Raw genomic sequence first — 14,630 nt, 5'->3', positions numbered from 1 at the left:
CATGCTCAACGACATTCAGCGCGAAGCCATCACGATGGTGCCCGAGGGCACGCGAGTTCCCCTGCGCCACCTGTGTCAGGAGCCGGCCGATCCGACGGGCCCGGCAGCGGGTCTGGCAGGCGCCGGCGCGGGCGTGGACGAGGACCTGCTGCACCGCCTGCTGTTGGTGCAGTTGCAGAGTGCCGGACAGCTGGCCGACACCGCGGACACCCCGCTGCCCGGCGGACTGCAGCGCTGGCTGGAGGAATCCGTGCGCCGCCTGCGCGCGCACGGGCTCCTGACCGGCTCCCCCGCACGGCCGGCCCCGGCGCCGGCGGTGACCCGTCCCGCCACGTGGGCGGAATGGGACGACACCGGCGCCCGCTCGCAGGGCGACGCCTCGCTGCGAGCGCAGTTCACGCTGCTCGACGCCACCGTGCGGGCGCTGCCGGAAATCCTGCGCGGCGAGGTGCTCGCCACCGACGTGATGTTCCCCGGCTCGTCGATGGAGCTGGTCGAGGGCATCTACCGGGACAACCCCGTCTCCGACTGCTTCAACGGGATCCTGGCGGACACCGCGGCCGCCGTGGTGCGGGAGATCGTGCGTGCCGACCCTGCCGCCCGCCTCCGCGTCCTGGAGATCGGCGCGGGCACCGGCGGCGGGAGCGGCACCGTCCTCAAGCGGCTGGAGCCCTTCGCGGCGCACGTCGAGACGTACGCCTACACGGACCTGTCGCGCTCCTTCCTGATGTACGCGCAGGAGGAGTACGGACCGCGGTACCCCTATCTGGACTACCGGTTGTTCGACGTCGAGGAACCGCCGGCCGCGCAGGGCATCGAGCCCGGCTCCTACGACCTCGTCCTGGCCACCAACGTCCTGCACGCCACGAAGGACATCCGCCGGACGCTGCGCAACGCCAAGGCGGCGCTCAAGCAGCACGGTGTCCTGCTCGCAAACGAGCTCTCCACCCACTCGCTCTTCACCCACCTGACGTTCGGGCTCCTCGACGGCTGGTGGCGCTACGAGGACGAGGAACTGCGCATGCCGGGCGGTCCCGGACTGGCACCGGAATCCTGGGAGGAGGCGCTCGAGGACGAGGGATTCGACTCCGTGTCCTTCCCGGCCCGGCGGCTGCACGCGCTGGGCTACCAGGTGATCGCCGCGGAAAGCGACGGCCTCGTCCGGCAGGCGGCCCCGCAAGCCGGGACTCCGGCCGCGCCCACGGAGGGCGACGGCCCCGTCCGGCACCAGGGTCCGGCGCCTGCGACCTCCGGTGAGGCGGCGGAGCGGCACGTCCGGGACACCGTCTTCGAGCAGCTGAGACTGTCGTTGAAGATCGACCGGACGCAGATCGCCGCGGACGACGCCTTCATGGACTACGGCGTCGATTCGATCATCGGTGTGCGGCTGATCCAGGAGATCAACCGCGCGCTCGGCACCGACCTGTCCACGACCGACCTCTTCGACCACGGTTCCGTCAGCCGGCTGACCCGGCACATCGTCGACCACGCCCACCTGGAGGGGCTTGCCGCCCCGCATCCGGCAGAGCAGCCGAGCGCACCCGAGGAGCGCACACCGCCCGCGGCCGCGCCCAACCGGACCGCGGGGCGGACGGCCGCGGGTGCCCCGTCCCACGAGCCCATCGCCGTCGTCGGCATGAGCGGCAGGTTCGGCGGCTCGGCCGACGTCGAACAGCTGTGGGACCACCTCGCGCAGGGGCACGACCTCACCGAGCCGGTCTCGCGCTGGGACCTGTCGCGCTACTACCAGGCTGATGCGCAGAACTGCGAACGCGGCAGCTTCATCGACGGGATCGACCGCTTCGACCCGGCCTTCTTCAACATTTCGGGCATCGAGGCGACCTACATGGACCCGCAGCAGCGGCTCTTCCTCGAGGAGTCGTGGAAAGCGCTGGAGGACGCCGGTTACGCGGGTTCCGACACCCAGGGGCGGCGCGTCGGCGTGTACGTCGGCTGCCAGGAGAGCGGGTACGCGCGGCTGTTCGGCGCCGAAGCGCCCCCGCAGTCCATGTGGGGCAACGCGCTGTCGGCGATGCCGGCACGCATCTCGTACCACCTCGACCTCCAGGGCCCGGCGATCGCGGTCGACACGGCCTGCTCCAGCTCGCTGGTCGCCATCCACCTCGCCTGCCAGGGGCTGTGGGGCGGTGAGACCGAAATGGCCCTGGCCGGCGGCGTCTCCGTGCAGTGCACGCCGCAGTTCTACGCGCTGGCCGGCCGCGCCGGCATGCTCTCCGCGAGCGGCCGCTGCCACACCTTCGACGACCGGGCCGACGGCTTCGTGCCCGGCGAGGGGGTCGGAGTCCTCCTCCTCAAGCGGCTCAGCGACGCGCTCGCCGACGGCGACCACATCCGCGGCGTCATCAGCGGCTCGGGAATCAACCAGGACGGCGCGTCGAACGGGATCACCGCGCCGAGCGCCGCGTCCCAGGAGCGGCTGGAGGCCTCGGTCTACGACACCTTCGGTATCCGCCCCGCCGACATCCAGATGATGGAGGCGCACGGCACGGGCACCAAGCTCGGCGACCCGATCGAGTACCAGGCGTTGCAGCGGGCCTTCCGCCGGTACACGGACGAGCGTGACTACTGCGCCCTGGGCTCGATCAAGTCCAACCTCGGCCACACCATCACCGCCGCCGGCGTCGCCGGAGCCATCAAGGTGCTGCTCTCGCTCGAGCACCGCAGCATCCCGCCCACGATCAACTTCGAGCAGCCGAACGCGCACATCGACATGTCCGACAGCCCCTTCTACGTGAACACCGCCAACCGCCCCTGGCCCGCCGGGAACGACGGCACCCGACGTGCGGCGGTCAGCTCCTTCGGGGTCAGCGGGACCAACGCGCACCTGGTGTTCGAGGAAGCCCCGGGCGCGGTGCGCTCCTCCACCGCAGCCACCGCACACCTCGTCACCCTGTCCGCGGTCACCGCCGGGCAACTCGTCGAGCAGGCCGAGCGCCTGATCGCGCACTGCGAGCAACGGCCCGGACTGGACCCCGGCGACATCGCCTTCACCCTCCTGCTCGGCCGCAAGCACCTCGCGCACCGGCTGGCCTGCGTCGTCCGCGACCGCGAGGAACTGGTCCGGAGCCTGCGCACCTGGCTCGACCGCGGGCGCACCTCCCGCGTGTGCGCCGGCGAGGTCCCCGCCCAGGGGCTGGACGAGCGTGCCGCCCTGCGGAACCTGGGCAACGACTGCCTTCGGCAGGCCGCCACCGACCCGGCAGCCCGCCCCGAGCTGCTGTCGACCGTCGCGGACCTCTACGTCCAGGGCTACGCGCTGGACTACGCCGCCCTCTTCGCCGACGGCCGCCGCACCCGCGTACCGCTGCCGACCTACCCGTTCGCCCGCGACCGGTACTGGGTGCCCGAACCGCCGGCGCTGACCGCGGCGCGCCCCGGCCCGGCCGCGCCGCACCCGCTGCTGCACGAGGACGTCTCGGACTTCGGCGCCCGGCGCTACCGCACGCGGTTCACCGGACAGGAGCACTTCCTCACCGACCACGTGGTCAAGGGACGGAAGGTGCTCCCGGGAGTCGCCTGCCTGGAGATGGCCCGGGCCGCCGCCGCCCTGGCCCTGGGCACGCGCGCGACCGGTGGCGGCGCCGACGGCATCGTGCTGCGCAACGTGGTGTGGGCCCGGCCCGTGGCGGTGGACGCCGGCCCCGTCACCCTCGTGACGTCCCTGGTGCCCGGGGGCCCCGACGAGGCCGAGTACGAGATCAGCAGCACGCCGGCCCCCGCGCCCGGCGCCGCCCCGGTGGTGCACAGCCAGGGGCAGGTGGTGCGGAGGACCCTGGAGCCGTCACAGCTCGACGTGCCGGCCCTCCGGGCCGCCTGCGACCAGGGGGAACTGACCGCGACCCAGCTGTACCGGGCCTACGCGGCCATCGGATTCAGCTACGGCCCCTCCCACCGGGGCCTGGAGCGCCTGCACGTCGGCCCTGGCCAGGTCCTGGCCCGCCTGGTGCTGCCCCACGCAGTGCGCGCCGCCCGCGACACGTTCGTCCTGCACCCGAGCCTGCTCGACGCCACACTGCAGGCCTCCCTGGGCATAGGGCTCGCGACCGGGACGGCTGCGGCACTCGACGTGAGCGGCATGAAGCCCTCCCTGCCGTTCGCCCTGGACGAGCTCGAAGTGCTCGGCAGCTGCCCGGAGTCGCTGTGGGCCTGGATCCGGTCCAGCGCGGGCTCTCGGGCGGACGGTGCGGTCTTCAAGCTCGACATCGACCTGTGCGACGACCAGGGACGGGTGTGCGTCCGGATCCGCGGCATGTCCTACCGCGTCCTGGGGGGCGAGGTGAGCGGGACCGAACCGGACGCGGTGTCCTGTGTCAGCTTCCTGCAGGGCTGGCGCGAAGCCGTCCCCGGTGGCCCGGACACCGAGCCGCGGGAGACGGTCGTGCTGCTGCCCGACCTGCCGGCCCTCGGCGAACTCCTCCTCCGGCACGATCCCCGGACGAGGCTGCTGCCGCTGACGTCCGCCGCACCCGGGATCGCGGAGCGGTTCACCGAGTACACAGTCCAGGCCCTCGACCACCTGCGCCGCCTGGTTGCCGCAGGACTGCGGCAGGGGGTCCGCGTCCAGCTCGTCGTACCCGACGAGAGTGCACTCGCCACCACGCGCGGCCTGTTCGGGCTGCTGAAGTCGGCGCAGGCCGAGGAGCCCGGCCTGGTGCCGCAGGTCGTGCTCGTCGACGCGGCCGAGACCGCCGAGCAGATGATGTCCCGGGTCGTCGCCGCTCGCCGGTATCCCGACGAGTCCTGCCTGCATTTCCGGGGCGGCCGCGTCGAGGCCCTGGCCTGGCGCGAGGACGAGGCGCTCGCAGAGGCCCGGGTGCCCTGGCGCAGCGGCGGGGTCTACCTCGTCACGGGCGGGCTGGGCGGCATCGGCACGCTCGTCGCACGCGACATGGCAACCGGGGTGCGCGACGTCACGATCGTCCTGGCGGGCCGCTCGCCCCTGGGACCCGAGCAGGAGGCGGTCCTCGACGCACTGCGCGGCCAGGGCGCCGACGCCCGCTACGCGCAGGTCGACGTCGCCCACGCCGCGGCCGTGCGCTCCTTGGTGGACGGCATCGTGCGGGAGCACGGCACCTTGCACGGCATCCTCCACGCGGCCGGAGTGCTGCGCGACGGCTTCGTCCGTGGCAAGACCGCCGAGGAGTGCCGCGCGGTCCTCGCACCGAAGGTCGCCGGCCTGGTCAACCTGGACGAGGCCAGCAAGGACGTGCCGCTGGACTTCCTGCTCTCGTTCTCCGGCGCGGCCGGGGTGTTCGGCAACGCCGGTCAGAGCGACTACGCGGCTGCCAACGCCTTCCTGGACGCCTACACGCACCACCGGCGGGAGCTGGTCGACCGCGGTGAGCGCGCGGGAGCCTCGGTGTCCGTCGACTGGCCGCTGTGGGCCGAGGGCGGGATGCGGATGGACCCCGCCACCGCGGCGATGATGAAGGAACGGCTGGGCATGGTGCCCCTGCCGACCACCGCGGGCATGGGCGCGCTGTACGCCGCGCTGGAGGCCCCGCACAGCCAGGTCCTGGTCGTCGCGGGCGACGCCGACCGGATCAGGCGCACCGTGCTGGGCCGGCCGGCGGCGCCGCAGACGTCCCGGCCCGAACCGCCGCGGTCGGTCGCCGGTGCTGACGGCCCGACCGCAGCCCGCTCCTGCCAAGCGGCGGGCGCCGGCACCGACGCGGCGCGTGCCGCCCTGATCGCTCACCTGCGGAGGGCACTGAGCGAGGTGATCCAGGTGCCCGGTCACCGGATCGACGCGGCGGCGCCCTTCGAGCGCTTCGGCATCGACTCGGTGCTGGCCCTGTCGGTGACCAACCGGCTGGAGGCCGATTTCGGCTCACTGTCGAAGACGCTCTTCTTCGAGTACCAGAACCTCCAGGAGCTGAGCGGCTACTTCCTGCGCGCCCACGCGGAGGCGGTGCAGGAGGTGGTCGGCACGGACGGCGAGCCCGCCGGGCCGCCCGCACCCGAGGCGGCGGGCCCGGTCACCGTCACCCCGTCCGCTGCGCCGACCGCGGTGCCGCCTCCGGCCGCGCAACTTCCCCCCGCGACCCGCGAGGACGCGATCGCCGTGATCGGACTCGCCGGCCGCTATCCCGGAGCCCCGGACCTGGACGGGTTCTGGGAGAACCTGGTCGCAGGACAGGACGGCGTGACGGAGGTGCCCCAGGACCGCTGGGAGCACGACCTCTACTACGACGCCGACCGGAACACGGTGGGCAAGACCCCCACCAACTGGGGCGGGTTCCTCGAGGGGGTGGCCGACTTCGACGCCCGCTTCTTCAACGTCTCACCGCGCGAAGCCGCGATCATGGATCCGCAGACGAGGCTGTTCCTGGAGTGCGTCTGGACCCTGCTGGAGAGCTCCGGCTACCCCCGCGCCCGGCTGCGAGACCGGCACGGCAGCCAGGTCGGCGTCTACGTCGGCGCGATGTACCAGCACTACCAGCTGCTGGCGTCCGACAGCGTGCACGAGTCCGTCACCTCGGTGATGAGCCACAGCGCCATCGCCAACCGGGTCTCGCACTTCTTCGACCTGCAGGGACCGAGCCTCGCGATCGACACCACCTGCTCCTCGTCGCTGGTCGCGATCCACATGGCGTGCGAAGAACTGCGCCGGGGCGGCAGCGAGATGATGATCGCCGGTGGCGTCAATCTCTCCCTGCATCCCAAGAAGTACCTGGGGCTGAGCCTGACCGGCCTCACGGGCAGCCACCCCGACAGCCGCGCCCTGCTGGACGGGGACGGCTTCATCCCCGCGGAGGGCGTCGGCGCGGTACTGCTGAAGCCGCTGTCCGGCGCCGTCCGCGACGGGGACGAGATCCTCGCCGTCATCCGGTCGAGCGCGACCAACCACAAGGGCCGCACCAGCGGCCCCATGGTGCCCAGCCCGGGCCGCCAGGAGCAGTTGATCCAGCAGAACCTGGAGCGGGCGGGCATCCACCCGCGCACCGTCAGCTACGTCGAGGCGTCGGCCAACGGCTCGCAAATCGGCGACGCCATCGAATTCGCGGCGCTGCGGGACGCCTTCGCCGAGCACACCCGGGACGAGCAGTTCTGCGCGGTCGGTACGGTCAAGTCCACACTGGGCAATCTTGAGGCGGCCTCGGGCATCGCCCAGTTGAGCAAGGTCGTCCTGCAACTCGGGCACCGCCGACTGGTCCCGTTCGTCGGGGCCGGCCGGCTCAATCCGGGGGTGGAGCCGGAGGGCACCGCGTTCTATCTGCCGCAGGAGGCGGAGCCCTGGCTCCGCCCCGTCGTGAACCTCGACGGCCAGGAGCGGGAATACCCGCTGCGGGCGACCATCAACTCCTTCGGAGCGGGCGGCTCCAACGCCCATCTCGTCGTGGAGGAGTACGTGGCCGGGGACGCCACCGCACCGGCGTCCCCGGATGCCGACCCGCCGCAGGTCGTGGTCCTGTCCGCCCCCACCGAGGACCGGCTGCGGGCGGTCGCCGGCCGGCTGCTGGAGTTCCTGCCCGCGCAGGCGGACCTGTCCCTGGCGGACCTCGCCCACACCCTGCAGTGCGGGCGTGAGGCCATGGACCGCCGGCTGGCGCTGGTGGCGAGCAACCTCAAGGAGCTCGAAGCGGCCCTCGCCCACTACCTCGCCGGCTCCACGGAGACCGCCCCCGTACCGCTGTTCACCGGCACGGCCGGGCTCGACGACTCGGACCTCGACCTGCTGCTCAGCGGTCCGGCCGGTGACACGCTGGTCCGCGAGCTGCTGGCGGAGAACCACCTCGAGAAGCTGGCCCTGCTGTGGGCGCGGGGCGGAAGGGTGCCCTGGGGGTCGGTGCCGCGCGGCGGCCGCACCCCGCGGATGCTGCGGACGCTGCCGGCCTACCCCTTCGACCGGAAGCGGTACTGGGTGCCCCTGCCCCCGGAAGGGACACCCCGGCCCCCGGCGCCGGACACCACGACCGCCCGCACCGCTCCGGCGGCGGTCACCACCCGGCCTGCCACCGCCGTGCCGGCCGTGGCTGTGGCTCCGGCCGCCGAAGCCACGGACCGGATCACGGCCATCGTCGCCGAGTTGCTGGGCATGCGGACGGGCGACCTCGACCTCACGACACCGCTGGAGGACTTCGGCTTCAGCTCGATCCACGCCACTCAACTGCTCCAGGCGCTGCAGGCCGAGGTCGACCCCACGGCCGATCTCAGCGCGCTCAGCGAGTGCCGGTCGACCCGGGACCTGCTGCGCCGCTTCGGGTCCCGGGCCGCCCTGCCGACCGCCGCCGGGCCGGCGCCGGCCGCTGCGGTGCGCATCCCGGAGATCGTGCACCTCAACGCCGTCCGCGTGGGGCGGCCGGTCTTCTGGTTCCACGGCGGATTGGGCGGCGTGGAGGTGTACGCGACGATCACCGACAGCATCGAGCGGCCCTTCTACGGGGTCCAGGCCCGCGGCTGGATGACGCACAGCGATCCGCTGCAGGGGATCCCGGCGCTGGCGGCGCACTATGCGCAGATCATCCGCACGGTCCAGCCCGAGGGGCCCTACGACCTCGGCGGCTACTCGTTCGGCGGCCTACTGGCCTACGAGGTCACGCGGCTGCTCCAGGAACAGGGCGCGACGGTAGAGAGCATCGTCATGGTGGACACCTACGACGACAGCGTGGGAGATGTGACCATGTCCCGCACCGACATGCTGCTGCAGCAGGTCAACGCCCTGCTCTTCGCGGCGTCCAAGCCGGCTCCGGAGGACTTCGCCACCACCTTGGTACCCGGCCGCGCGGTCGACTGGGACCAGGACGAGGACGGTCTGCTCGACCAGATGCTCACGATGGCGCAGCAGCGCGGCCTGAAGGGGGATCCGGAGCTGCTGCGAGACCGGGTGCTGCGCAACCTGCGCGTCCAGGAGTGCTATGGCCTGCTGGACTACGACATCGTCCCGCTTCCCCGGCCGGAGTCGGTCACCTGCTTCTATTTCCGCAACCGGAGCGGCCTGTTCTACGGGGAGATGAAGCCGCTGTTCTCCACGCAGGAGGACGGCGCCGCGCTGGACCACACCGTCTACTGGGAGCAGTGGCAGCGGCACCTGCCCCACTTCCACCAGATCGACGTGGACGCCGCGAACCACTTCGTGATGCTCGGCGACCCGGCGGCCCTCACCACGGTGCGTTCCTTCTGCAAGCTGTTCTACGCCGGCCGGCGCGACAGGCGGCTGCCGGTGGCGAAGGCGTGGGCAACCCGCCAGCAGAAGGCGCGGGTCGCCAAGTGAGCGCGGTGGCGGAACACGGGGAGACCAGGGCGGGGCGGTTGGGCTGTGCGTCCTTCCGCCGCGACTTCGGGGTCGACTACGCCTATCTGTCGGGGTCGATGTACCGCGGTATCGCCTCGAAGGAGCTGGTGGTCGCCATGGGGCGGGCAGGCTGCATGGGATTTCTGGGCGCCGCCGGCCTGGACCCCGCACGGGTGACGGACGACATCGCCCACATCCGGCGCCACCTGGCGCCCAGCCAACCCTTCGGCGTCAACCTGCTGTGCGACCTCCAGCACCCGGCACGGGAGACGGCCGTCGTCGAGATGCTCCTCGCCCACGGAGTGCGCGTCGTCGAGGCGTCGGCCTTCATCAAGGTCACCCCGGCCCTGGTCCTGTTCCATCTGTCGGGGCTGCGGTCCCGGCCGGACGGCGGGATCGCCCGTGACACGCGGATCGTCGCCAAGGTCTCACGGCCCGAGGTGGCCCGCGAGTTCATGCAGCCCGCGCCGCAGGAGATGGTCGCGCAACTGGTGGCGGAGGGACGGGTCACGCGTGAGCAGGCCGAGCTGGCCCGGGGGGTCCCGGTGGCGCAGGACCTCACCGTTGAAGCGGATTCCGGGGGCCACACCGACCGCGGGGTCTCCACCGTGCTGCTGCCGTCCCTGCAGAGCCTGCGGCAGCGCATGACCCGGGAGTTCGACTACACCGACAAGATCCGTCTGGGACTCGCCGGGGGCATCGGGACGCCGCACGCGGTCGCCGCCGCCTTCGCCATGGGCGCCGACTTCGTCATGACCGGTTCCATCAACCAGTGCACGGCCGAGGCGGGGATCAGCGACGCGGTGAAGGACCGGCTGCAGACCATCGACGTCCAGGACACCGATTACTGCCCCGCGGGCGACATGTTCGAGATCGGTGCCCTGGTCCAGGTACTGAAGAAGGGCGTGCTGTTCCCCGCTCGCGCTAACCGGTTGCACGCGCTGTACAAGACCTACGACTCGTGGGAGGAGATCCCGCAGGGCACGCGCCGGCAGATCCAGGACACCTACTTCAAGAAGAGTGTCGAAGAGGTCTGGCGCGAAACCTGTGAGCACCTGCGGAAGACGGGCCGCGAGTCGGAGATCGAGCGGGCCGAGCGCAGTCCGAAACGCCACATGGCGCTCATCTTCCGCTGGTACTACGGCTACACCAGCCGCCTTTCGTTCCTGGATACCGACCTCGACCGGGCCAATGTGCAGATTCACACCGGGCCTGCGCTGGGGGCTTTCAACCAATGGGCGCGAGGCACTCCGTGGGAAAGCTGGCGAAATCGGCATCCGGACCGGATGGCGATCGAGCTGATGCGCGGGGCTTCCTCGATTCTCTTGGAATGCAGGGGAGCTTCGGCGTAGATTTTCTGGCAGGGTGTAGGCGACACGATCTCGTGATCGTCGCGAAGATATGTGAAAGACGACGAGAAAGGATTTCCCATGCTGACCTACGTCTTCCCCGGGCAGGGGGCGCAGCAGAAGGGAATGGGTTCTTCCCTGTTCGACGAATTCCAGGAGATCACCCGCTCGGCCGACTCGATCCTGGGCTACTCCATCAAGGACCTCTGTCTGGAGGACCCGGACAAACTGCTCGACCAGACGCAGTACACCCAGCCCGCGATGTATGTCGTCAACGCCCTTTCCTACTACCAAAAGCTCCGTGAGACCGGGTTGGTCCCGGACTTCGTCGCAGGTCACAGCCTGGGCGAGTACAACGCGCTGCTGGCGGCCGAGGTCTTCGACTTCGAGACGGGCCTGTTGCTGGTGCGCAAGCGCGGAGAGCTGATGGGACGCGCGTCGGGCGGCGGGATGGCCGCCGTGCTGAACGCCTCGGAGGCCGAGATCCGGACCATCCTCACGGAGAACGGGCTCGACTCCGTCGACCTGGCAAATTTCAACACGCCGTCGCAGATCGTGCTGTCCGGCCGCGCCGAGGACATCGAGGCGGCGAAGCCGCTGTTCCAGACCGGGAACCACTTGTTCGTACCGCTCCGGACGAGCGGGGCCTTCCACTCCCGGTACATGGAGCCGGCTCGTGCGGAGTTCGCCGCATTCCTGGACGGAATAGAATTCTCGAAACCGCGCATACCGGTGGTCTCCAATGTCACCGCGAGGGTGTACGAGGACCATCTCGCCAAGGAGTCCCTGGCGCAGCAGATGGTTAATGCCGTGCGGTGGTCCGACACGGTGGAGCACCTACTCGAACACTCCGATATGGAATTCGAGGAGGTCGGTCACGGCAATGTTCTCACGAAGTTGCTGACCAAGATCCGCCGTGAACTCGCGACCGAGAAGAAGGCTCTTCCGCCAGTCGCGCGCACGTCGAGTGAGAACCCTGTGGAACTGGTCCGGAAGTGGAATGAGCGGTATGCGATCGGCTCGCGCTTCCGCTCGACCACCGGTAACTACGGCCCCCTCGAGACCGCCACGGCAGCAAGTGTCCTCTTCGGCCACCGGGCCGCCGTCTACATGCACGGCTACCGGGGATATTTCGATCTCCAAGAGCTGGAGCCGGTCCCAGCCACGCAGTGAAGCGGACCGAACCGACCAGAAGCCCCAGTAGGAGAACTGATGACGACCGTAGGAATCGAAGCACTCAACATATTCGCCGGCACCTGCTTTCTCGACGTGGAGAAGCTGGCCAACCATCGTGGGCTCGACACCGCGAGGTTCGCCAACCTCCTCATGAAGGAGAAGACCGTCGCCCTGCCCTACGAGGATCCGGTGACGTTCGGTGTCAACGCGGCCAAGCCCCTCATCGACGCCCTGTCGCCCGAGGAACGCGATTCCATCGAGCTGGTCATCACCGCGACCGAGTCGGCGTTCGACTTCGGCAAGTCGATGAGCACGTACTTCCACGACCTGCTCGGGCTGAACCGCAACTGCCGCCTCTTCGAAATCAAGAACGCGTGCTACTCGGGTGTCGCGGCGCTGCAGACAGCGGCCAACTTCATCCTGTCGGGGACCTCGCCGGGGGCGAAGGCCCTGGTGATCGCCACCGACATCACGCGCTTCATGGTCGCGGACGGCGGTGACGCGCTCTCCGAGGACTGGTCGTTCGCCGAGCCGAGTGGCGGCGCCGGCGCCGTGGCGATGATCATCAGTGACACCCCGCACGTCTTCCAGATCGATGTCGGCGCGAGCGGCTACTACGGCTACGAGGTGATGGACACCTGCCGCCCCCTGCCCGACAGCGAAGCGGGTAACGCGGACCTGTCCCTGCTGTCCTACCTCGACTGCTGCGAGAACTCCTTCCGCGAGTACCAACTGCGCGTAGGGGACGTGGACCTCGTGTCGAGCTTCGGCTACCTCGCCTTCCACACGCCCTTCGGCGGAATGATCAAGGGGGCGCACCGCAATCTGATGCGAAAGATCGCCAAGGCGCGTCCGGCGGCCATCGAGGAGGACTTCCAGCGGCGCATGCACCCCGGCCTGACCTACTGCCAGCGCGTCGGAAACGTCATGGGTGCGACCACGATGCTGTCGCTGGCCAGCACCATCGACAACGCGGACTTCTCCAGCCCCCAGCGCATCGGCGTCTTCTCGTACGGTTCAGGCTGCTGCTCCGAATTCTTCAGCGGCGTGTCCCGCCAGGAGAGTCAGGACCGCACCCGTGGCCTCGGGATGGAGAAGCACCTCGATTCCCGGTACGAGTTGACGATGCCGGAGTACGACGCTCTGCTGCAGGCCAATCACGCCGTGAAGTTCGGTACCCGCAACGCCGTCCTCAACACCGATGTCATCCCGCAGGCCCGCACCGCGCTCGGCAGGGAACTGCTGTTCCTGAAGCAGATCGACGAGTTCTACCGGGAGTACCAGTGGGTGTCCTGAACCCGGCGCGATACGACACCGTCAACGTCCGGTTCGAGAACGAGATCTGCTTCCTGCAGCTGCACCGGCCGGAAGCGGGCAACACCATCAACTCCCGCCTGGTCGAGGAGTGCACCGAGGTGGTGCGCTTCGCCGAGGAACACGCCAAGATCCTCGTCCTGGAAGGCCTGCCCGATGTGTTCTGCTGGGGCGCCGACTTCGGGGAGATCGCAGCAGGGGACGGCGACGGAGAAGGGGACGGGGGCGGCGTCGGCGGGGACGAGCGATCGCCGGCGGCGGACCTGTACGACCTGTGGCTCTCGCTGGCCTTCGGATCCTTTGTCTCCGTGGCGCATGTGCGCGGCAAGGTCAACGCCGGAGGCGTGGGGTTCGTGGCCGCGTGCGACATCGTGCTGTGCGCGGACACCGTGACGTTCAGCCTGTCCGAGTTGCTCTTCGGACTGATGCCGGCCTGCGTCCTGCCCTTCCTGATCCGGAAGGTCGGCCTGACCAAGGCGAACTTCATCACGCTGATGACCCAGCCGTTCACCGCCGAACAGGCCGTGGGCTGGCACCTCGTCGACGCCAGCGCGGACAGCAGCGACAACCTGCTGCGCCGGCACCTCCTACGGCTGCGCTATCTCCCGAAGACGGGAGTGACCCGCTACAAGAAATACCTGCGCGAGCTCGATGACATCCTGCTCCCCTCCCGGAACAAGGCCGTCGCGGCCAACCAGGAGGTGTTCTCCGACAAGGAGAACCTGCGCAAGATCGAGCGCTATGTGACCACCGGTCAGTTCCCCTGGGAAGGAGAGTAGACATGCAGAGCCCACCCGTGGAATACCGGGAGATCACCCCCTCCATCGTCCAGATCACGATGCAGGACACGGTCCACAAGAACACCTTCTCCGATCAGCTCATCACCGGCCTGCAGGACGCCTTCGCACAGGTCGGGGCGAACGACCGGTGCAAAGCCGTCGTACTCACCGGCTACGGCAACTACTTCGCCAGCGGCGGTACCAAGGAGAGCCTGCTGCTGATCCAGGAGCGGCGCATCAGTTTCACCGATGCCGACATCTACGGCCTCGCGCTGGACTGCCCCGTTCCCGTCATCGCCGCGATGCAGGGCCACGGCATCGGGGGAGGCTTCGCCATGGGGATGTTCGCCGACTTCGTGATCCTCAGCCAGGAGAGCATCTACACCACGAACTTCATGAAGTACGGGTTCACCCCCGGCATGGGTGCGACCCTGATCCTGCCCAAGAAGCTCGGCTCCAGCCTCGCCGGAGAGATGCTGCTCTCGGCGAAGACCTATTACGGCCACGAACTGAAACAGCGGGGCGTCCCCTTCCCGGTCCTGCCGCGAGCCGACGTTCTGCCCCACGCCCTCGAACTGGCCGAGAGCCTCGCCGAGAAACCCAGGATCTCCCTGGTCACCCTCAAGAGCCATCTCGTGTCCGAACTCCGCGCCGAACTCCCGCACTACATCGAGCGCGAGGTCGCCATGCACGCAAAGACCTTCCACCAGCCCGAGGTCCGGGCCCTCATCACGTCCCACTACACAGGAGGCTGAC

6 protein-coding genes are annotated in these 14,630 nt (G+C 69.8%); all 6 read left to right on the top strand.

The features are described 5' to 3' along the window. The first annotated feature begins 1 nt into the window (after window position 1). The 6 genes from ACIQM3_RS10865 (at window position 2) to ACIQM3_RS10840 (ending at window position 14,629) form a co-directional block, all read left to right on the top strand. Complete coding sequence (locus tag ACIQM3_RS10865; RefSeq protein WP_401621862.1) at window positions 2-9,235, top strand: SDR family NAD(P)-dependent oxidoreductase; 9,234 nt, start codon at window positions 2-4, stop codon at window positions 9,233-9,235. Beyond that, window positions 9,232-10,608 (top strand): PfaD family polyunsaturated fatty acid/polyketide biosynthesis protein, encoded by a 1,377-nt coding sequence (locus ACIQM3_RS10860; RefSeq protein WP_401621859.1) that lies wholly within the window; start codon window positions 9,232-9,234, stop codon window positions 10,606-10,608. The genes ACIQM3_RS10865 and ACIQM3_RS10860 overlap by 4 nt, the downstream gene beginning before the upstream one ends. Before the next feature lie 78 nt (window positions 10,609-10,686). Continuing rightward, window positions 10,687-11,778 (top strand): ACP S-malonyltransferase, encoded by a 1,092-nt coding sequence (gene fabD, locus ACIQM3_RS10855; protein ID WP_401621856.1) that lies wholly within the window; start codon window positions 10,687-10,689, stop codon window positions 11,776-11,778. Window positions 11,779-11,817: 39 nt separating this feature from the next. After that, on the top strand, window positions 11,818-13,077 hold the full coding sequence (locus tag ACIQM3_RS10850) for a hydroxymethylglutaryl-CoA synthase family protein (protein WP_401621853.1): 1,260 nt from the start codon (window positions 11,818-11,820) through the stop codon (window positions 13,075-13,077). Beyond that, window positions 13,065-13,874, top strand: coding sequence for an enoyl-CoA hydratase/isomerase (locus ACIQM3_RS10845; protein WP_401621850.1), 810 nt, complete (start codon window positions 13,065-13,067; stop codon window positions 13,872-13,874). The genes ACIQM3_RS10850 and ACIQM3_RS10845 overlap by 13 nt, the downstream gene beginning before the upstream one ends. Before the next feature lie 2 nt (window positions 13,875-13,876). Then, window positions 13,877-14,629, top strand: coding sequence for a polyketide synthase (locus ACIQM3_RS10840; protein ID WP_401621847.1), 753 nt, complete (start codon window positions 13,877-13,879; stop codon window positions 14,627-14,629). Window position 14,630 lies beyond the last annotated feature (1 nt).

This window comes from Streptomyces sp. NPDC091271, assembly GCF_044757505.1.
Classification (GTDB): domain Bacteria; phylum Actinomycetota; class Actinomycetes; order Streptomycetales; family Streptomycetaceae; genus Streptomyces.
The sequence above is the reverse complement of the archived record's forward strand: the minus strand, read 5'-3'. Positions and strand labels throughout refer to the sequence as shown.

Coding starts and splice junctions, on each gene's coding strand:
- ACIQM3_RS10865 (WP_401621862.1), top strand. CDS start 2: ATGCTCAACGACATTCAGCGCGAAGCCATCACGATGGTGCCCGAGGGC.
- fabD (WP_401621856.1), top strand. CDS start 10,687: ATGCTGACCTACGTCTTCCCCGGGCAGGGGGCGCAGCAGAAGGGAATG.
- ACIQM3_RS10850 (WP_401621853.1), top strand. CDS start 11,818: ATGACGACCGTAGGAATCGAAGCACTCAACATATTCGCCGGCACCTGC.
- ACIQM3_RS10840 (WP_401621847.1), top strand. CDS start 13,877: ATGCAGAGCCCACCCGTGGAATACCGGGAGATCACCCCCTCCATCGTC.